Source organism: Corallococcus sp. AS-1-6 (assembly GCF_020037015.1).
Classification (GTDB): Bacteria; Myxococcota; Myxococcia; order Myxococcales; family Myxococcaceae; genus Corallococcus.
In genome coordinates this window covers 101,792-119,228 of record NZ_JAIQDE010000025.1, presented here as the reverse complement: position 1 = coordinate 119,228, position 17,437 = coordinate 101,792, and the positions used below count along the sequence as shown (strand labels likewise).

General features: G+C 69.6%; 18 protein-coding genes. 10 read left to right on the top strand and 8 right to left on the bottom strand.

The window, feature by feature from the left end:
* Positions 1 to 6 precede the first annotated feature (6 nt).
* From K8612_RS28975 to rpmH, 5 genes are read right to left on the bottom strand one after another with little or no spacing between them, the layout of a single operon-like run.
* Positions 7 to 801, bottom strand: coding sequence for a hypothetical protein (locus K8612_RS28975; RefSeq protein ID WP_223764646.1), 795 nt, complete (start codon positions 799 to 801; stop codon positions 7 to 9).
* The gene (gene yidC, locus K8612_RS28970; protein ID WP_223744367.1) at positions 798 to 2,621 is read right to left on the bottom strand and encodes a membrane protein insertase YidC; all 1,824 of its coding nucleotides are present in this window, start codon (positions 2,619 to 2,621) and stop codon (positions 798 to 800) included. Before yidC ends, K8612_RS28975 begins: the two co-directional genes overlap by 4 nt.
* 52 nt (positions 2,622 to 2,673) lie before the next feature.
* Positions 2,674 to 2,892: a membrane protein insertion efficiency factor YidD gene (yidD, locus tag K8612_RS28965; protein ID WP_014400870.1), complete on the bottom strand. Its 219-nt coding sequence runs from the start codon at positions 2,890 to 2,892 to the stop codon at positions 2,674 to 2,676.
* Complete coding sequence (gene rnpA, locus K8612_RS28960) at positions 2,889 to 3,311, bottom strand: ribonuclease P protein component (protein WP_120548166.1); 423 nt, start codon at positions 3,309 to 3,311, stop codon at positions 2,889 to 2,891. The genes yidD and rnpA overlap by 4 nt, the downstream gene beginning before the upstream one ends.
* A 15-nt stretch (positions 3,312 to 3,326) precedes the next feature.
* The gene (gene rpmH, locus K8612_RS28955) at positions 3,327 to 3,479 is read right to left on the bottom strand and encodes a 50S ribosomal protein L34 (protein ID WP_014400872.1); all 153 of its coding nucleotides are present in this window, start codon (positions 3,477 to 3,479) and stop codon (positions 3,327 to 3,329) included.
* A gap of 267 nt (positions 3,480 to 3,746) precedes the next feature.
* On the opposite strand from rpmH, the gene K8612_RS28950 reads away from it, so the two are divergent.
* The 4 genes from K8612_RS28950 (at position 3,747) to dnaA (ending at position 7,407) form a co-directional block, all read left to right on the top strand.
* Positions 3,747 to 4,664, top strand: coding sequence for a DUF6310 domain-containing protein (locus K8612_RS28950; protein ID WP_223764645.1), 918 nt, complete (start codon positions 3,747 to 3,749; stop codon positions 4,662 to 4,664).
* On the top strand, positions 4,661 to 5,416 hold the full coding sequence (locus K8612_RS28945) for a DUF5953 family protein (protein ID WP_223764644.1): 756 nt from the start codon (positions 4,661 to 4,663) through the stop codon (positions 5,414 to 5,416). The genes K8612_RS28950 and K8612_RS28945 overlap by 4 nt, the downstream gene beginning before the upstream one ends.
* A 47-nt stretch (positions 5,417 to 5,463) precedes the next feature.
* On the top strand, positions 5,464 to 5,898 hold the full coding sequence (locus K8612_RS28940) for a GNAT family N-acetyltransferase (protein WP_223764643.1): 435 nt from the start codon (positions 5,464 to 5,466) through the stop codon (positions 5,896 to 5,898).
* 153 nt (positions 5,899 to 6,051) lie between these two features.
* Positions 6,052 to 7,407, top strand: a complete 1,356-nt coding sequence (dnaA, locus tag K8612_RS28935) for a chromosomal replication initiator protein DnaA (RefSeq protein WP_223764642.1) — start codon at positions 6,052 to 6,054, stop codon at positions 7,405 to 7,407.
* A 6-nt stretch (positions 7,408 to 7,413) separates the two neighbouring features.
* On the opposite strand, the gene K8612_RS28930 is transcribed toward dnaA, so the two are convergent.
* Positions 7,414 to 7,854: a CBS domain-containing protein gene (locus K8612_RS28930; RefSeq protein ID WP_223744375.1), complete on the bottom strand. Its 441-nt coding sequence runs from the start codon at positions 7,852 to 7,854 to the stop codon at positions 7,414 to 7,416.
* Positions 7,855 to 8,040: 186 nt separating this feature from the next.
* Between K8612_RS28930 and K8612_RS28925 the strand changes: the two genes are divergently transcribed.
* A complete protein-coding gene (locus tag K8612_RS28925) occupies positions 8,041 to 8,853 on the top strand; it encodes a hypothetical protein (RefSeq protein ID WP_223764641.1) in 813 nt (270 codons plus the stop codon).
* Positions 8,854 to 8,862: 9 nt separating this feature from the next.
* On the opposite strand, the gene K8612_RS28920 is transcribed toward K8612_RS28925, so the two are convergent.
* Complete coding sequence (locus K8612_RS28920; protein WP_223764640.1) at positions 8,863 to 9,684, bottom strand: hypothetical protein; 822 nt, start codon at positions 9,682 to 9,684, stop codon at positions 8,863 to 8,865.
* 132 nt (positions 9,685 to 9,816) lie between these two features.
* Between K8612_RS28920 and K8612_RS28915 the strand changes: the two genes are divergently transcribed.
* Complete coding sequence (locus K8612_RS28915) at positions 9,817 to 11,223, top strand: pitrilysin family protein (RefSeq protein ID WP_223764669.1); 1,407 nt, start codon at positions 9,817 to 9,819, stop codon at positions 11,221 to 11,223.
* A 2-nt stretch (positions 11,224 to 11,225) separates the two neighbouring features.
* Complete coding sequence (locus K8612_RS28910; RefSeq protein WP_223764639.1) at positions 11,226 to 12,734, top strand: pitrilysin family protein; 1,509 nt, start codon at positions 11,226 to 11,228, stop codon at positions 12,732 to 12,734.
* A 66-nt stretch (positions 12,735 to 12,800) separates the two neighbouring features.
* On the opposite strand, the gene K8612_RS28905 is transcribed toward K8612_RS28910, so the two are convergent.
* Complete coding sequence (locus tag K8612_RS28905; protein ID WP_223744379.1) at positions 12,801 to 13,085, bottom strand: hypothetical protein; 285 nt, start codon at positions 13,083 to 13,085, stop codon at positions 12,801 to 12,803.
* A gap of 461 nt (positions 13,086 to 13,546) precedes the next feature.
* Between K8612_RS28905 and thrA the strand changes: the two genes are divergently transcribed.
* From thrA to K8612_RS28890, 3 genes are read left to right on the top strand one after another with little or no spacing between them, the layout of a single operon-like run.
* The gene (thrA, locus tag K8612_RS28900) at positions 13,547 to 16,003 is read left to right on the top strand and encodes a bifunctional aspartate kinase/homoserine dehydrogenase I (protein WP_223764638.1); all 2,457 of its coding nucleotides are present in this window, start codon (positions 13,547 to 13,549) and stop codon (positions 16,001 to 16,003) included.
* Between the two features lie 24 nt (positions 16,004 to 16,027).
* Positions 16,028 to 16,678, top strand: coding sequence for a TIGR02269 family lipoprotein (locus tag K8612_RS28895; RefSeq protein WP_223764637.1), 651 nt, complete (start codon positions 16,028 to 16,030; stop codon positions 16,676 to 16,678).
* Between the two features lie 29 nt (positions 16,679 to 16,707).
* Positions 16,708 to 17,433 carry a double-CXXCG motif protein gene (locus tag K8612_RS28890; protein ID WP_223764636.1) on the top strand — a complete coding sequence of 242 codons (726 nt, stop codon included), beginning with the start codon at positions 16,708 to 16,710 and terminating at the stop codon, positions 17,431 to 17,433.
* Positions 17,434 to 17,437 lie beyond the last annotated feature (4 nt).

The following is a 17,437-nucleotide window of genomic DNA, read 5'->3' as shown; positions in this document are numbered from 1 at the left end:
ACCCGCTCAGGCGTCGACGTCGTCCTCGTCGTCGTCCGGCAGCAGGCTCCGCTTGGGCATCGGGGCGGGCTTCGCCGGGGTGAACACCACGCGTCGGTTGCGGCCTTCGCCTTCCGCCGCCACCTTCACTCCACCCACTCCTTCTACTGCCTTCAGGACGCGCGCGCGGTCCTCAGTCTTCATCGCGGCGAACGCATAGAAGCGCCCCAGGCTGGCGGACTTCTCCGCGAGCTTGCGGACGGCCTCCCGGAACACCGGATCCTCCTCGACCTGCAGCGTGCGCTCGTCCGCCTCCGCGCTCTTCGCGGGGCCCTGGGCCTGCGCGGGCTTCGCGGCCTGCTGCGCCGGCTGCCCACCCCGGGCGTTGCGCGGCTGGGGCTGCGCGGCCGGAGCGGGCGCCGCGGCCCGGGCCGGCTGCTGCGCGGGAGCGGAGGCCGCCGCCTGCGCCACGGACGCGACCGGCGCGGAGGCGGCCGGCTGCTGCGCCGCCGCGTCACGGCGCGGCCGAGGCTCCGGGTGCGCGCCCGCGCCCAGCATCACCCAACGGCGCTCCACGCCGGGGCGGTGGAGCATCTTGTTGAGCAGGAACTGGAGCGAATCCAGCACCTGGCTGCGCTTGCCCGGCTCCACGCCCGGAGGCGCGCCGGACTCGAAGTGGAGCGCCACGGACAGGCTGCCGTCGGTGGCGTCCTGCAGGTCCAGCCGCGCCGGGAACCCCATCAGCCCGAGGATGTCCGTGAGCAGCTTCTCCACCCGGGGGCGGAAGTCCGCGCCGCCCCCCACCACCTGTGCCCCGCTCACTTGCGTTTGCCTCCCCCGGCGGTGACCACCGCCGGCGTCCCGCCGCCCGTCTGGTTCTTCTTGTTGCGGTCCAGCCACTTGCGCAGGCCCCACTGCTGGCCAATGGAGAGCACGTTGTTCGTGAAGATGTAGAGCGACAGGCCCGCCGGGTACTGGAGCAGCGTGAAGGTGAAGATGATGGGCATCACCCAGGTCATCATCCGCGCCTGCGCCGCGTCCATCATCTGCGGCTGCATCTTCTGCGTGATGATCATCGACACGCCCAGCGCCAGCGGCAGGATGTACGTCGGGTCCTTGTAGGTGAGGTCGCGCCAGATGGGCCCGATGAAGGGCTCACCGTAGATTTCGAAGCTGTTGCGCAGCGACGTGAACAGGGCGATCCACACCGGCATCTGGATGAGCAGCGGCAGGCAGCCGCCCAGGGGGTTCACCTTCGCCTCCTGGTACAGCTTCATGATCTCCAGGTTCTGGCGCTCCTTGTCGTCCGCGAACTTCTTGCGGATCTCCTCCATCTTCGGCTGGAGCACCTTCACCGCCTCCATGCTGACCATGGAGCGATAGGTGAGCGGCAGCAGCACCAGCTTCACCACCACGGTGAGCAGGATGATGGCGACGCCCCAGTTCCCCACGATGCCGTGGAAGAACTTCATGACGGCCAGGAGGATCTTGCAGACCACCGCCCAGATGCCGAAGTCGACCGTGTCCTCCAGCATGGGGTGGAACGTCGTGGCGTTCAGGCCGGCCACCGAGCGCAGCTCCGCGCCGGGCACCGGGCGCAGCAGGTCCGGGTCCTTGGGGCCCAGGTAGCCGCCGAAGCGGAACGTGGCCACCTGGCCGGGGCCCACGTTGAGCGGGAAGCCCGCGGACACCTCGCGCGCGGTGGGCGTGGCGGTCAGCGTGCAGTGGCCGTTGAGCGCGCCGTCCAGCGGGTAGAGCGCGGACAGGAAGTACTGCTGGTTGATGCCGAAGAAGGCGATGGGGCCCTTCGTCTCCTCGGGCGGCTTGTCACCCGGGGACAGGTTGTGGAGCTTGTCCTCCACCCAGCACGCGGAGCGGCTCAGGTTGCCCACGCCGCCGAAGAAGGACGGCGCGTGCTCGAACTCCGGGTCGATGGCGCGGCCGTAGTGCACCTTGAGCTCACCCGACTGCGCCTGCGCGGAGGTGTTGCGCACCTGGAGGGTGTAGGTGAACTCGAAGCCGTCGCGCGGCCACAGAATCGTCTTCGTGATCTCCCACGGGCCCTGGCGGCCGGTGAAGGCCACGCTGCCGCCGTTGTCGGTGGGGCCCTCCTGCACGGCGTAGCGGGTGTTCGCGGCCAGCGGCGCGCTGCCCTCAATCGTCACCGCGAGCGGCAGCGGCTGGCCGGGCACCGGGTGCGCCACGTTCATCTGCGGCGGCGGGGGGATGTCCTTGCCGAAGAGCTTCTCGAAGCCCTCCTTGACGGTGAGCGACTGCTGCTCGCGCATCTTCGTGCCCTGGAGCACGGCGGAGGTGAGGCCCGCGCCTTCGGAGGAGAAGGTGTACTTCACCTCCGGGCGGGCGAACTCCACGGTGCGCGCCGGCGGGGGCGGGGCCTCCGCGGGGGTGCCCGCGTCCTCGCCGGTGACGCCCGGCGGCGGCACGGCGGCCATGCCCGGGGTGCCGGCGTCGGCCGTCGCGGCGATTTCCACGCCCGCATCCGCGCCTTCCGCGCCCGGAGGGGGACCCTTGGGGGCGAAGAAGAAGGTGTAGGCGGCGGTGGCCGCGAAGGAGAGGGCGAGCGCCAGGAGCAGCCGCTTCTGTGAATCGTTGGACTGGGGCGACAGCGGGTCGTTCGTCATGGATTTCCCTGTGCCGGCGGCACGTCGCCGGAGGGCGGGCGGAAGCAACCCGTCAGGGGACGGGATCGAATCCACCGGGGTGGAATGGCTGGCAGCGCAGCAGGCGCCAGACGGTGAGGGCGCTGCCCTTCAAACCGCCGTGCTTCTCCAGCGCCTGCATGGCGTAGGTGGAGCACGAGGGGTGGAACCTGCACGCCTTCGGCAGCAGCGGCCCCAGGAACCGCCGGTAGAAGCGGATGGGCAGGGCGATGACGAAGGCGAGTGGACTCATGGGGCGGCAGGCTCTTTAGGCGGCACGCGGGGTGCTGGAAAGAGCCGTTGCAGCTTACGGGTGACGCCGTCGAACGCACGGGAAACTTGCGCGAAGGAGGCCTCCTTCGCCGAGGAGCGGACGACCAGGACTACGTCGAGACCGGGGGGCCATTGCCCGCGGTGCTTGCGGAACAGCTCGCGGAGCACTCTGCGCAGGCGCGCGCGCACCACCGCGTTGCCCACCTTGCTGGAGACGGTGAGCCCTACGCGGGAGTGCGCCCGGTTGTTGCGTTGAACGAGGGCCAGGAGGCAGTCGGACGGAACCTTCTGACCGCCCTCCTGGACTTCGAGGAACTCACGGCGCTGGAGCAGGCGAAGGGCCTTGGGGAAGCGCTCGTCGGTTGCCTGAGGCACCCGCGGCGCCGCTCCCTCGGCCATCGTCCGTGCGTCCAGTTACTTCTTGAACGACGACACCACCAGGCGCTTACGGCCCTTCGCGCGGCGGCGCTTGAGGACATCCCGGCCGGACTTGGTGGCGTTCCGCTTACGGAACCCGTGGGCGCGGTTGCGCCGGATCTTCGACGGCTGGTACGTGCGCTTGGACACAACGACTCCTGAGAGCTGAAGGCAGCGCCTGAATCAACGGCGCGACCCGTACATTGGAAAGGGGGCGTCCGTAACCCTATTTCCTGGACAAGTCAATCAAGGATCACCTGCGCCGACCGTGCAGCCCTGCGCCGGGTGGACCGGGCGATCATGTAGGAAAAGGGAGCAGGGGGCAAGCAAGAGGCTTTAGGGGCCACGGCACACGGACCTGTTCAGGTGCCCTCCGGCATTGACCGGCGAACGGCTGGCAGGTTGAAGAGGTCGGCCATGCGACTTCACGCCTGCATCCCACTGCTGATCCTCCTTTCGGCGTGCGCTTCATCGACGCCGAGCCTGGAAGAGCGGGTGAGTCGTACCCCAAGGGTCACCAATCTTCAGCGAGCGTCGACGTTGCCCTGGAGTGATGGGGGACGGTGCGTTGTCCAGGAGGCTTCCGAGCCCTGGGCAGTGGTGGTGGAGCGCTGCTTCGGGGCGCTGGACCACGACCGGATCCGGTTTCACGATCCGACGGGGCGATGCACGGTCGCCTCCGCTGAAGCGGCCGTCCTGGGACTTGGCGTTTGCGTCCTTGCCGCTCCTGAGATTGTCGCAGGCGCAGTCATCATCACCGGCGTTGTCGTGGTGGCGGTCGCCATCCATGAAGCACTGGAGGCCCACGAGCTACGTCAGCTCTATCCCGAGGAAGCCGGAGCCGTGCACGGCACGAAAGCCGTTCCCCGGGAGGCCGTGGCGAAACGGAAGCCCCAGCTTGAGCCCGATCCTGTTGGGAAGGACTGGCAGCCCCCGATGCCTCCCGAACCCCTTGACCGGACGCGCCATTCCAGGTGCGAACCCATTCCGGTCAAGCACCGCGGAGGAGACGACGCGCACAATCGGTGCGCCGACAGGATTCCACCGAACCGTTACCCCGGCCACGACGTGCTCGTGAACGGCAAGCACTTCGATGCGTTGCAAGTCGGTGTGCGCGTGCTGTGGGAGATCAAGACCGACCAGTTCGACACCTACAGCGACTTCCTTCAGGCGCAGGTGGTCAGGGACCAGGTGGCCGAACTGTTGGAGGAGCGAGACATCGCGGCGGCATGTGGCTGCGCCTTCGTGGTGGGCGTGAGCAGCGAGGCGCATAAAGCCGCGGTGAGGGAGATTGCCGACGAGTTGGATATCGTCGTCACGGGGTGCGAACGATGACGACGCGCGACCGCCTCATCCTGAATGTCCATGCGCCGGCCCTGTCGATGGACGACGGCCGTACGCTCGCTGTCGTTGAAGGCATGGAACGGGCGATGCCCGGCATGCGTCTGGCGTGGGAGATCTCCAAGGAAGGAAAGCCCGTCGCTCTATCTCAGCGAGACGCGTGGCTCGCGGCCTCTGCGGCACGAGGAGAGTTTCCGCTCATATGCAACGGAGATGAGGACCACCCCGTGACGATCTCCGGACTGCGCAGATCCGCCAGTTCGAGTCCGGGCAGTCAGCCTCAACTCCAGGTCCATGCGAAGCTGCCTCAGGACGCAGCCAGCATCGCGGCGGCAGCGGATGTGCTGGAGCACGTCGCGGAGGGTGTCCGCGCATATTGGGGGATCCTGGCGCCCTCATTCGTGATGCAGGTCATCGCGGATCAGACCGGCCCGAAGCGGCATGGGCCCGAAAAGCCCCCCTTGGGCCTGCCCGCCCTCAAGCTGCCAGAGGCGATCTCCGCTCCCGAGCTTCCACGTCACCTGGGATGGCTGAACTACTGGTCTGCCGAGGCCGCGAAGGCCATCGGGTTCCCGGACCCTTCTCGTGATGCCGGGTTGCTGTCACGCGCCCGGCGCACGGCCACTGGGGGATGGGTGGTCCGGCTCACGGATACTCCGCTCGACCTGGGAGACCGTGAGCACCTGGCGGTACTCCTGTGGGCCTACGAGCGCTTTCCGGAAATCGGTGGCCGTTCAGCGCCTTGACCGGGCAGCACCGTCACCCTTCCGGTACTTCGAGTAGCCTCTCCAGGATGATCCTCCGCGACGTCAAGGATGAGGACCTCCCCCTGTTCTTCGAACACCAGCGCGACCCCGAAGCGGCGCGCATGGCCGGATTTCCATCGCGGGAGCGCGATGCGTTCATGACCCACTGGCGCACGAACGTCCTGCGCCCCGGGAACGTCAACCGCACCATCGTGATGGACGGCGGGGTGGTGGGGAACATCGGCAGTTGGGAGCAGGAGGGCCAGCGCCTTGTTGGCTACTGGATTGGCCGCGAGCATTGGGGCCGGGGCCTCGCCACCCGGGCGCTCTCCGAGTTCCTCCGGCTCGTGCCCACCCGGCCGCTGCACGCGTGGGTCGCCGCCCACAACCTCGCGTCGATCCGCGTCCTGGAGAAGTGTGGCTTCCACACCGTTCCCCACGAGGATCCGGGCGAAGTCCTCATGAGGCTGGATCCAACGTAGGAGTGGGGGAGGACTTACGCGCTCCGCCCCCACCCGCCGGGGCGTCGCGCTGATCCGTGCTACAGGCCGGTTCCTTGATCAGCCGGAGAGCGGGTGTTAGCACCGCCGGACGTCCGCGGGTTGCCTCCTTCCGCGCCGTCCCTGAGCCTCCAAGTGAACGCCCTCGCCCAAGCCCCTTCGCCTTCGCTTCCCAGTGCCGGCGTCATCTGGACCCGCACGCTGGAAGCCATCCGTCAGGAGGGCCTGCACTACGCCCTCACCTGGCTGGAGCGGATGCGCCCCATGGAGGTGCGCGAGAACGCCCTGGTCCTGGGCGTGCCGGACCGCTTCTTCCGCGACTGGGTGGATGACCACTACCGCTCCATGCTGGAGACGCACCTGGCCCGGCTGGAGCCGTCCCTGGGCCGCGTCGCCTATGAGGTCGTCGTCGGCCCGCCGCCGACCGCGGACCTGCCGCCCACGCCCACCGTCAAGGTGAACTCGATGCGGCCCGCGCGGCTCAACCCGCGCTTCACCTTCGACACCTACGTCGTCGCGGACAGCAACCAGCTCCCCGCCGCCGCCGCGCAGGCCGTGGCCCACCGGCCGGGCCACAACTACAACCCGCTCTACATCTACGGCGGCACCGGCCTGGGCAAGACGCACCTGCTCCAGGCCGTGGGAAACCACATCTGGGAGAAGGACCCCACCCAGCGCATCGTCTACCTCTCCAGCGAGCAGTTCACGAACGAGTACGTGGAGAGCGTGCGCGAGCACCGCATGACGGACTTCCGCCGGAAGTTCCGCGAGGAGTGCGACGTGCTCCTCATCGACGACATCCAGTTCCTGGGCAAGCGCGAGGAGACGCAGAAGGAGTTCTTCTACACCTTCGAGACGCTCTTCGGCCTCAACAAGGCCATCGTGCTCACCAGCGACATGGTGCCCGCGGAGGTCCCCGGCATGGAGGACCGCCTGCGCAGCCGCTTCGCCATGGGCCTGATGGCGGACATCCGCGAGCCCACCTACGAGACGCGCGTCGCCATCCTCCAGAAGAAGGCCGAGCAGGAGGGCCTCAACCTGCCGGACCCCGTGGCGCACTTCATCGCGAAGCACGTGCAGAAGAACGTGCGCGAGCTGGAAGGCGCGCTCGTGAAGCTGTCCGCGATGCACAGCCTCACCAAGCAGCCGGTGACGGAGGAGTTCGCGTCCCAGGTGCTGCGCGACATCCTGCCCGCGCAGCGCACCGTGGACGTGGAGGCCATCCAGCGGGAGGTGGCCCGCTTCTACAAGGTGACGGTCGAGGCGCTGAAGGAGGACCGGCGCCACAAGGCGCTCGCGCACGCGCGCCAGGTGGCCATGTACCTGAGCCGCAAGCTGACCAAGAGCTCCTTCCCGGAGATCGCCTCGCGCTTCAACAAGGACCACTCCACCGTCATCTCCGCCGTGCGCAAGGTCGAAGGCCTGCGCGAGACGGACGCGGCCGTGCACCGCGACCTGTCGGAGCTGGAGACGAAGCTCGGCGGCATGTAGCCCGCGTCAGGGCGCGGCCGGCTGTGACGGGGCGGAGACCTCCTCCAGCGTCCTGCCGCTCTCCTGGTCGCTGAGCTCCGCGGAGATGTCTCCCAAGGAGAGGATGCCCACCAGCCGCTTCGCCCGGTTCAACACCAGGATGCGGCGGATCTGCGAGGCCCTCATCTTCTGGGCCGCCTGGGTGAGGTCATCGTCGTCGTAGACGAACTCCACGCCCCGGGTCATCGCCTGGGCCACCTGGGTGCGCTCGGCGTCCAGCCCCTGCGCCACGGCGCGGATGACGATGTCCCGGTCCGTGACGATGCCCACCAGCTCGTCGCCGTCACACACGGGGATGGGGCCCACGTTCAGCAGGCGCATCTTCTCCGCGGCCAGCCTCAGGGAGTCAGACGGACGGACGACCTCCACGTCGGATGTCATCACGTCGCTCACTCGTTGCGTTGCCATGGCGTCTCTCCTGTGAGGGGTTCCTCCTTCAGCGTGGGCACCCGCCTGTCCACGGGCATGCGCCGCCACCGCGCGCGTCTATCCATTTCCCCGGGCCTCGGGCATGCTGGGGCTTCGCGGGCCCTCCGGGGTCCTCGCATCGGGACACCCGGCCGGAGGTGCTCCCCCTCGCGTAGTGCTTCCGACATGCCCTCCATCCCCTGGTTGCGTGCTTCCGGCCTTGCTGTCGCCGTGCTGTGTCTGTCTGCCTGTGACAGCGGCTCGGACACCACCGAGCTGCGCTTCGGCATCAACCCCTCGACCTACACGCGGCCGCTGACGGCGGAGTCCTCCTCCCGGCGGACGGCGATGGAGTCTCCGCTACCGCCCCCCTCCTTCCGCTCGGATGACGGCCTCGTGTTCACGGTGGAGTCCGCCAAAGCCACGCTGTTCGACGTGCGTCTGTATCTGCCTCCCGGGCGCGAGTGCTCGGACTACGAGGGCCAGTTGGATCCGTTGATCACCTGCACCGACGCGGTGGACGGCAAGCCCGGGATGCTGAGCGCGCGCGAGCCCCTGGAGGTGGATTGGATGAACGCCACCGTCCTTCCGGACTGGCCGCTCCGCATCCCCCCGGGAATCTATGGCTCCGTCGAGGCCCGCCTGGGCCAGAGCGCGCCCGCGCTCCCCAGCTTCAGCATGAACGCGAGCTTCACCTGGAAGGACCAGCGCCATGTCCTGGAAGTGGCCTTCCCCTCCACCGCGCCCCTGCGCTTCGAGGCACGAGATCCCCTGGACATCCTCAGCGGGGGCGAAAGCGCGCTCGTGGTGGGCAGCCTGGAGTTGACCACGTGGCTCGACTTCATCCCCGTGGAGGCCTGTCTGGCTTCAGGGGACCTGACCCTGGACGGCACCACGCTGCGCCTGGAGACCGGGAAGGGTGCGTGCGCGGACGCCGCCGTGCGAATGCAAGACCAGATCGAAACCAGCGCCAAGGTGCTCCGCGCTTCCCACCGCTGACCGCCGCGGTCAGGAGTGGAGCCGGTCGGACAGCCACGGCAGCACGGCGACCCCCCACAGCAGCGGACCGAGGAGCCCCAGGACCAGGCCCGCGAGGGCCTGCCCCCCGCGGCCGATGGGCGGGGTGGCCGCCGGGTCCACGCGCCGGAGCGCCACCGCGCCGCAGATCACCGCGAAGGGCGCGAGCAGGGGCATGATCAGCGAGCTGTACCCCAACCGCAGGGCCTGACGGGCCATCGGGTTGTTGTAGCGCTGGTCCCACAGCGCCTTCAGCGCCCCGGGCGACACCGGCAGCCGGAAGAAGAGCTGGTTGCGCACGTCCCGGTGGACGTGCAGCCCGGTGAGCACGCCGGGGATGGCGCACAGGAAGTAGAGGAAGCGCCCGTCCGGCACCAGGGCATCCGCCACCACCGCCATCACCAGCGGCGTCACCAGCAGGGCGTGCCGCGCCCAGCGCTGGCCCAGGAAGAAGGCCACGCCCACCGGAACGGGCACCAGCGGCAGGAGCGTGAAGAGCGACCCCCTCGTCGCGCGCAGCCCCCACTGCGCCAGGGCGGCGGCCGTGGCCACGCAGAGCAGCACCGTCACGCCCCCCACCACCCACGCCCACTCATCGCGCCGGCCCAGGTAGCGCTGACGCAGGGCCTCCAGGTAGTTCACGTCCGGGCGCGCCGCGCACGCCTGGCAGTACAGCCGTGCCTCCAGCCCCGCCACGGACGTGGCGCAGTCCGCGCAGATGAAGCTCCCGCAGCGGAAACACGTGCCGCCCGCGGGCAGGTCCGGGTGGACCGCGCAGCGGCCCTGCGGGGACGAGGGCACCTCCAGGCTCATGGCCGCAGTGTCGCACGGCGAGCAACACCCGGCACCCCCGAGCCCACCCCGCCGCCTTCCGGCTTACAGCGCCCGGAGTGCGTGCTAAGCGCGCGACAGACCGTCCTGAACCGTGGAGGAACCTTGTCCCGATTGAAGGCCCTCGCCGCAGCGGCCCTGTTCGTGGGGCTTCCGGCGCTCGCGCAGACCCCCGAGGCGAAGCCGCTGGAGCCCGGCCGCGAAAACCTGGCCATCCCGTATGAGAAGTACACGCTGCCCAACGGCATGGAGGTCATCCTCTCCGTGGACCGCAAGCTGCCCGTGGTGGCCGTCAACGTCTGGTACCACGTGGGCGCCTACGACGAGACACCGGGCCGCACCGGCTTCGCGCACCTCTTCGAGCACATGATGTTCCAGGGCTCCAAGCACGTGCCGGACGACGTGCACATCGGCCTGCTGGAGCAGGCGGGCGCCACGGACCTCAACGGCACCACCAGCTTCGACCGCACCAACTACTACGAGACCGTGCCCAGCAACCTGCTGGAGACGGCGCTGTGGTTGGAGAGCGACCGCATGGGCTTCCTGCTGGACTCGCTCACGGAGAAGAAGCTCCAGACGCAGAAGGAGGTCGTGAAGAACGAGCGCCGCCAGGGCGTGGAGACGGCCCCCTACGGTGAAGCGCAGGAGAAGGCGTGGCAGGCGCTGTTCCCCGCGCCGCACCCGTACTCCGGCAACGTGATCGGGTCCATGAAGGACCTGGACGCGGCCACGGTGGACGACGTGAAGGCGTTCTTCCGCAAGTGGTACGCGCCCTCCAACGCGACGCTCGCCATCGTGGGCGACTTCGACCCCGCGAAGGCCAAGGCGCTGGTGGAGAAGTACTTCGCCACGCTGCCCTCCGGGCCCAAGCCCCAGCGTCCGGACGTGAAGCCCGTGAAGGTCACGCGCGAGACGACCCTCCGCCACGAAGAGAAGGTGGCCACGCTGCCCCTGCTCACCATGTCCTGGCTCACCGCCCCGTACCTGAAGCCCGGGGACGCGACGGCGGACGTGCTCGCCACCGCGCTGGGCACCGGCCGCGCGAGCCGCCTGTACCGCCGGCTGGTGCTGGACAAGCAACTGGCGCAGAGCGTGGAGGCCGTGCAGCAGAGCCAGGGCGCGCAGTCCGTCTTCTCCATCGAGGCGGTGGCCCGGCCCGGCGTCACCACGGACACGCTGAAGAAGGAGATCGACGCGGTGCTGGACGAGGTCCGCGAGGAAGGCGTCACGCAGGAGGAGATCGTCCGCGCGCGCACCCGCTATGACACGCGCCAGCTCGCGGGCCTGCAGGCGGTGGGCGGCAGCGGCAGCAAGTCCGACACGCTCCAGAGCTACAACCAGTTCGTGGGCGAGCCCAGCTACGTCGCGCAGGACCTGGCGCGCTACCAGGAGGTCACCCCCGACGCGGTGAAGCAGTTCGCCAACGACGTGCTGCGCCCCGACGCGCGCGTCGTGCTCCACGCCGTGCCGTCCGCCGGCAGGGCCGCGCCGTCTTCCGCCCCGGGCAAGGAGGCCCGCTAGTCATGCACCGCCGAATCCTCACTGCCCTCCTCACGCTGTCCATCGCCGGCTGCGCCACCACGAAGCCCGCGGAGACGCCGGCTGAAACGGCGCCGGCCGCGCAGCCGCAACCCCAGACACCGGCTCCGGACGCGGAGGCGTTCCGCGACCAGCCGCCCGCGCCCGGCAAGCCGCCGGAGCTGGTGCTGCCCACCTTCGAGCAGGCGAAGCTGGACAACGGCCTCACCGTCATCGTCAGCACGCGCAAGGAATTGCCGCTGGTGTTCGTGGGCATCGCCTTCGCCGCGGGCGTGTCGCAAGAGCCCGCCGCGAAGCTGGGCATCGCGGACCTGTCCTACCGCATGCTGCTGGAGGGCGCGGGCAAGCGCGACACGGTGGCGCTGGACAACGCGTTCGCGGACCTGGGCGTGTCGCCCGCCATGTCGGTGGACCCGGACGGCGCCTTCGTGGGCGCGCGCGTGCTCACCACCAACGTGGACGCGGCGATGAGCCTGCTGTCGGACGTCGTCCTGCGGCCCACCTTCGACGCGAAGGCCTTCGAGCGCCGCAAGAAGCAGCAGTTGGGCGAGCTGGTGCGCCGCATGGGCGACCCGAACTTCCTGGCGCAGCAGGCCTACTACCAGGCGGTGTTCGGCGCGGACCACCCGTATGGCCACACGTCCGGCGGGACGCCGAAGACGGTGGAGGCGCTCACGCTGGCGGACGCGAAGAACTTCTACACGAAGAACACGGGCCCTCGCGCCGCGGCGCTCATCATGGCCGGTGACGTGACGCTCCAGCAGGCGGTGGAGTGGGGGAAGAAGTACTTCGGCGGGTGGAAGGGCGGGGCCGTGGCGCCCAAGCCGCCGCCCGCGCCGCCCGCGCCGCCGCGCCAGCAGGTGCGCGTGGTGCCCAAGCCGGGCCTGGAGCAGACGGTGGTGCTGGTGGGCCGCCCCGGCCTCTCCGCGGGCCACCCGGACGAGTACCCGCTGGAGCTGGCCACCACGGTGTTCGGCGGCTTCTTCGGCAGCCGGCTCAACATGAACATCCGCGAGGACAAGGGCTACAGCTACGGCGCCAACGCGCACCTGGGCACGCGCCTGGGCGTGGGACCGCTCACCGCGTACGCGGCCGTGCGGCAGGACGTGACGGGCCCGGCGCTCCACGAGTTCATCCAGGAGCTGGCCGGCATCAAGTCCAGGCCCATCACGGAGAAGGAGCTGGCCGCCGCGCGCGAAGGCCTCATCCGCGGCTTCCCGGGCGCCTTCGAGACGGTGGAGGGCCTGGGCGGCAGCGCCGCGCAGCTCTACTTCCACCGCCGCCCCATGGACGACTTCAAGCGCGCCGTGGAGGGCCTGGAGAACGCCAGCGCCGCGGAGGTGCAGCGCGTGGCCGAGTCCTACCTGGACCCGGCCAACATGCAGGTGGTGCTCGTGGGCGACCCGCTGGTCATCCAGGAGCAGGTGACGCCGCTCCACCTGGGCAAGCTCACGCTGGTGGAGACGCCGGCGTCAAAGCCTGCCTCCAAGTAGCGGAGCGCCTCACCTCAAGGTGCGGAGGCCGGGGTCCCGACGCGGGTGTCGGGGCCCCGGTTTTTTTCATTCCCGGGTGGGCTCGTTCTCCTCCTGCTGGCGGGCCTCGGCCTTGAGGCGGCCGCGCTCCTCGCGCTCCTCGTCGTCGATGTCGTCCATGACGCTCTGGGGGTTGTTGCGGGGGCCGCCGACGGGGCCGTCGCTGTCGAGGGCGAACTTCTGCTCCTCGGTGGAGTGCTTGGCATCGTCCGCGTACAGGGGCTTGGTGTCGTCCGCCTCCAGCCCGCCCTCCACGCGGTCCTTGGCGAAGCCAGGCTTGTGGGCGGTGTCGCTCTTCTTGCGGGTGGCCATGGGGTGCTCCGGAAGGGGGTGGGACAGCTCACACACTCACAATGTCGGCAGCCCTGGCCGCGAGCACCACGGTGGGGACCGTGGGGCAGGGGATTGGTTGCCCGCCCCCTGACCCTGGCGCGCGGAAAGCGGCTAGGATGGGGACTCCATGGCCGGACGCAGCGGGAACAGCCAGCGGCACGAGGGGACGACGTCCCCCGTGGGCGCGCGCGCGCGGACCGTGCTGACCGAGACTTGCACTCGCACCGGCCTGACTCCTCGCGGAGCGCGGACCGCCTGACTTCCGAAGTGGACCTCCTGGAGGTCCCTCCTTCCGAACCCGGCCCCGCGCTCCTCCCGAGCGCGGGGCTTTTTCGTTGCCCCCACACCCGTCAGCAGCCACCCCCGAGGACCCGTATGACGCCGCTCCCGATGTGCCGCCCCAGCCCCCGAGTCCCGCCGTTCCAGAAGGAGGCCGTGTCATGCGCGTGATGAAATTCGGTGGCACCAGTGTCGGGGATGCGGAACGGATGCGCGGCGTGGTGGCGCTGGTGGAGGAGGCGCGCAAGGCCGAGCGGGTGATGGTGGTGGCGTCCGCGGTGTCGGGCATCACGAACCTCCTGGTGGAGGCGGCGAGGGTGGCGGAGGAGGGCGCGTCCGTGCAGGAGGCCTGCGCCCGGTTCGACGACACGCACTCCGTCATCGCGAAGGCGCTGAGCGTGGACCTGAAGCCCGCGCAGACGCGGCCGCTCGCGGAGGGGTTGGTGGCGTTGGGGGTGGAGCTGCGCGGGCTGTTGCAGGGCGTGGGGTTGCTGCGGGAGTGCTCGCCGTCCGTGCTGGCGCACCTGTCGGGGCTGGGGGAGCGGGCGTCGTGCCTGCTGCTCACGGCGCTGATGGAGGCGCGGGGGCTTGCGCCCGTGAGCGTGGACCCGAGGCAGGTGCTGGTGTGCTCGGGAGATCCGCTGCAGGCGACGCCCCGGCTGGAGGAGATCCGCGCGCGGTTCGCGCCGCTGCGCGAGGACGGGCCGGGGCTGATGTTGATGCCGGGCTTCTTCGGTGGGGATGCGCGCGGCAAGACGATGTCGCTGGGGCGGGGAGGGTCGGACTACTCGGCGGCGCTGGCGGCGGCGGCGCTGGACGCGCGGCTGCTGGAGATCTGGACGGACGTGGACGGCATCTTCAGCGCGGACCCGCGGCTGGTGCCGGAGGCGTTCGCGCTGGAGGAGGTGAGCTTCGAGGAGGCGATGGAGCTGGCCTACTTCGGCGCGAAGGTGCTGCATCCGAAGACGATTGCCCCCGCGAGGGAGCGGGGCATCCCGGTGCGGGTGTGCAACAGCTTCCGGCCGGAGCACCCGGGCACGCGGGTGACGGCCACGGCGCCGGCTTCGCGGCACCCGGTGCGGGGGTTGTCGTTCCTGCCGGACATCGCGCTCATCAACATCGCGGGCGCGGGGTTGAAGGGCGTGCCGGGCACGGCCGCGCGCGTCTTCGAGGCGATGGCGATGGCGTCCATCTCCGTGGTGCTGATCACGCAGGGCTCCAGCGAGTCCTCCATCAGCTTCTGCGTGGGGGAGGCGGAGGCCCGGCGGGCGGTGCTGGCGCTGGAGGACGCGTTCGAGGTGGAGCGCGAGGCGGGGAAGGTGGACCCCATCGAGCACCAGCCGGGGCTCGCGGTGCTGAGCATCGTGGGAGACGGGATGCGGCACCGGGTGGGCGTGGCGGGGACGTTCTTCAGCGCGCTGGCGGACGTGGATTGCAGCATCGCGGCCATCGCGCAGGGGTCGAGCGAGCGGAGCATCTCCGCGGTGATTTCGCGCGAGGACGGGCCGCGTGCGATGGCGCACGTGCACCGCAAGGCCTTTGGCACCACGGAGGTGGTGGAGCTGCTGGTGGCGGGCGTGGGCACGGTGGGCGGGGAGCTGCTGCGGCAGATCCACCAGCAGGCGCCGAAGCTGCGGGCGCACGGGTTGGATTTGCGGGTGTGTGCCATTGCCAACAGCAGACACAGCCTGGTGGCGCCGGAGGGGGTGGCGCTGGAGGGGTGGAAGGCGCGGCTGGAGGCGAGCGAGTCCGGGTTCACGCTGGACACGTTCCAGGCGTGGGCGAAGGCGAGGCGGCCGGGCCGGCCCATCTTCGTGGACTGCACGAGCAGCCAGGACGTGGCGTTGGGCTACCCCGCGTTGATGGCGTCCGGGCTGCATGTGGTGACGGCGAACAAGAAGGCCAATGCGGGGCGGCAGGAGCACTGGAGGGCGCTGCGGGAGACGGCGGCGCGGCACCAGCGGAGGTTCCTCTACGAGACGAACGTGGGGGCGGGGCTGCCGGTCATCGACACGTTGAAGAACATGCTGCGCACGGGAGACACGGTGCACCGGGTGGAGGGCATCCTGTCCGGTTCGCTGTCGTTCATCCTGGGGCTGACGGAAGCCGGGGTGCCGCTGTCGAAGGCGGTGGGCACGGCGATGGAGAAGGGCTTCACGGAGCCGGACCCGCGAGACGACCTGGAGGGCACGGACGTGGCGCGCAAGGTGCTCATCCTGGCGCGAGAGCTGGGGCGGTCGCTGGAGTTGGAGGAGGTGGCGCTGGCGTCGCTGTTGCCGGAGGAGTTCGACGCGAAGGGACCGCTGCCGGAGTTCCTGGCGCGGCTGCCGCAGGCGGATGAGATCTTCCAGAAGCGGGTGGACGCGCACCGGAAGGAAGGCAAGGTGCTGCGCTACGTGGGCAGCGTGGGGCCGGAGGGCGTGCGCGTGGGCCTGGTGCCGGTGCCGCTGGAGCATCCGCTGGCGGCGGTGAAGGGAGGCGAGAACGCGCTGAGCTTCCTGTCGGAGCGGTACAGCCCCACGCCGCTGGTGATTCGAGGCTACGGCGCGGGCGCGGCGGTGACGGCGGCGGGGGTGCTCGCGGATGTGTTGCGATTGGTGGAGGGGCCGTTGCCCTGAGCACGGATGTTAGGCTTTTCCGCCATGGGGAAGAGCCTGACGTTCTGTGCGCTGGTGCTGTGGATGGCGGCGTGCGCGTCCAGCACGCCGCTCCAGCAGCGCTGGGATGAAGCCGAAGCGGAGTGCGGTGACGCAAGCAGCGACGCCTGTGTGACCCTCGTGTGTGGGGACACGGCCTGCGGCTTCTTCCGGTGCGAGGACGTGCCCGGAGAGGTGGTGCTGGCACGGGGCCCGCCGCCCCGTCCGCCACCCGTGGCCGTGGCCCCCGCGCCGGGAAGCGGGCCCCGGCGCAACTGGGGCGGCGCCATGGGGCTGCCAGGTGATGTGGAACCGGTGATGGTGTTCCCCTGGTACGGGAACCCCAAGCCCGTGCCTCCTCAGCGGCAGTTGCCGGCGGGGAAGTTCGAGAAGCACCACATCTTCCCGCAGGCCCGGGACCTGGCTGAGTGGTTCACGAGAAAGGGGATCGACATCCACCAGTACACGATCCCCATTCCCGTACACGTCCACCGGCGCATTCACAGTGGAGGATCCAGCGGTGGCTTGTGGAACAAGGCCTGGCGCGAGTTCAAGAACGAGAACGACCTCGCTCCACCTCAAGAAATCTTCAAGCATGCCGGGGAACTGATCTATCGCTTCCAGCTCCTGGGTGGCCCCATCCAGCAGTACAACTGAGCCTTCATCCATCCGAGGCCTGACGGTCCATGCCCCCCTTCTTCTGGCTCCGCGACGACGAAGCAGCCACATCCCGTTTCAGCGGAGACTTCGATGCCGCACATAGATGGGGACTTCCTGGCCTCAAAGATTGTCCGGGGTGCGGCCTGACGTGGAGCCAATCAGGGCGTCAGTACCCAGTCGTGGACCTTTCACTCATCCCCGAGCATCGGGAATTTGAAGAGCCCCGGCCCGAGCCGTTTCATGAATTCGTCCGTCTCCGCGAGCTGGTGCGCCCGCTGGTGCCACCGAGTGCATCGCTTTCTCCCGGGACAAGCTTCGGTCCGCTCACGGGCACTGCGTCCGGTCAGTTCGGGCCGTTCACCTGGCAGGGGACCTCGCTGATGCTCATCCGCCGCGACGCACTCGACGGTCTCCAGGCCGCGGGCGTTCGTGGGCTGCTGGGTTGCAAGACGGAGCTGCGGTTCCGGCAGAAGACGCCCCCAGACATCCTCGAGATTCAGATCGAACCGCGCGGCCTGCTGCACCGCGACTGCCTTCCTCCCGACCTGGAGCCGCCCTGTCCCACCTGCGGACGACAGGGTTTCCGCCGTCCGGACGACCCCATCCTCGACGGTGCTTCGTTGCCCACGGACAGGGACCTGTTCCGCTTGGACAACTTCAGCACCATGATCATCGGCACGGAGCGCTTCAAGGACGCGGTGGAGCAGGGTGGTTGGACGGGCATCTCCTTCCGGGAGCTCCCGGTCCGCTGACGCT

What these genes read in the sequence shown, in the direction of transcription:
- yidC (WP_223744367.1), bottom strand. Translation starts at nt 2,621, where the DNA reads ATGACGAACGACCCGCTGTCGCCCCAGTCCAACGATTCACAGAAGCGG.
- yidD (WP_014400870.1), bottom strand. Translation starts at nt 2,892, where the DNA reads ATGAGTCCACTCGCCTTCGTCATCGCCCTGCCCATCCGCTTCTACCGG.
- rnpA (WP_120548166.1), bottom strand. Translation starts at nt 3,311, where the DNA reads ATGGCCGAGGGAGCGGCGCCGCGGGTGCCTCAGGCAACCGACGAGCGC.
- K8612_RS28950 (WP_223764645.1), top strand. Translation starts at nt 3,747, where the DNA reads ATGCGACTTCACGCCTGCATCCCACTGCTGATCCTCCTTTCGGCGTGC.
- K8612_RS28945 (WP_223764644.1), top strand. Translation starts at nt 4,661, where the DNA reads ATGACGACGCGCGACCGCCTCATCCTGAATGTCCATGCGCCGGCCCTG.
- K8612_RS28940 (WP_223764643.1), top strand. Translation starts at nt 5,464, where the DNA reads ATGATCCTCCGCGACGTCAAGGATGAGGACCTCCCCCTGTTCTTCGAA.
- K8612_RS28930 (WP_223744375.1), bottom strand. Translation starts at nt 7,854, where the DNA reads ATGGCAACGCAACGAGTGAGCGACGTGATGACATCCGACGTGGAGGTC.
- K8612_RS28925 (WP_223764641.1), top strand. Translation starts at nt 8,041, where the DNA reads ATGCCCTCCATCCCCTGGTTGCGTGCTTCCGGCCTTGCTGTCGCCGTG.
- K8612_RS28920 (WP_223764640.1), bottom strand. Translation starts at nt 9,684, where the DNA reads ATGAGCCTGGAGGTGCCCTCGTCCCCGCAGGGCCGCTGCGCGGTCCAC.
- K8612_RS28910 (WP_223764639.1), top strand. Translation starts at nt 11,226, where the DNA reads ATGCACCGCCGAATCCTCACTGCCCTCCTCACGCTGTCCATCGCCGGC.
- K8612_RS28905 (WP_223744379.1), bottom strand. Translation starts at nt 13,085, where the DNA reads ATGGCCACCCGCAAGAAGAGCGACACCGCCCACAAGCCTGGCTTCGCC.
- thrA (WP_223764638.1), top strand. Translation starts at nt 13,547, where the DNA reads ATGCGCGTGATGAAATTCGGTGGCACCAGTGTCGGGGATGCGGAACGG.
- K8612_RS28895 (WP_223764637.1), top strand. Translation starts at nt 16,028, where the DNA reads ATGGGGAAGAGCCTGACGTTCTGTGCGCTGGTGCTGTGGATGGCGGCG.
- K8612_RS28890 (WP_223764636.1), top strand. Translation starts at nt 16,708, where the DNA reads ATGCCCCCCTTCTTCTGGCTCCGCGACGACGAAGCAGCCACATCCCGT.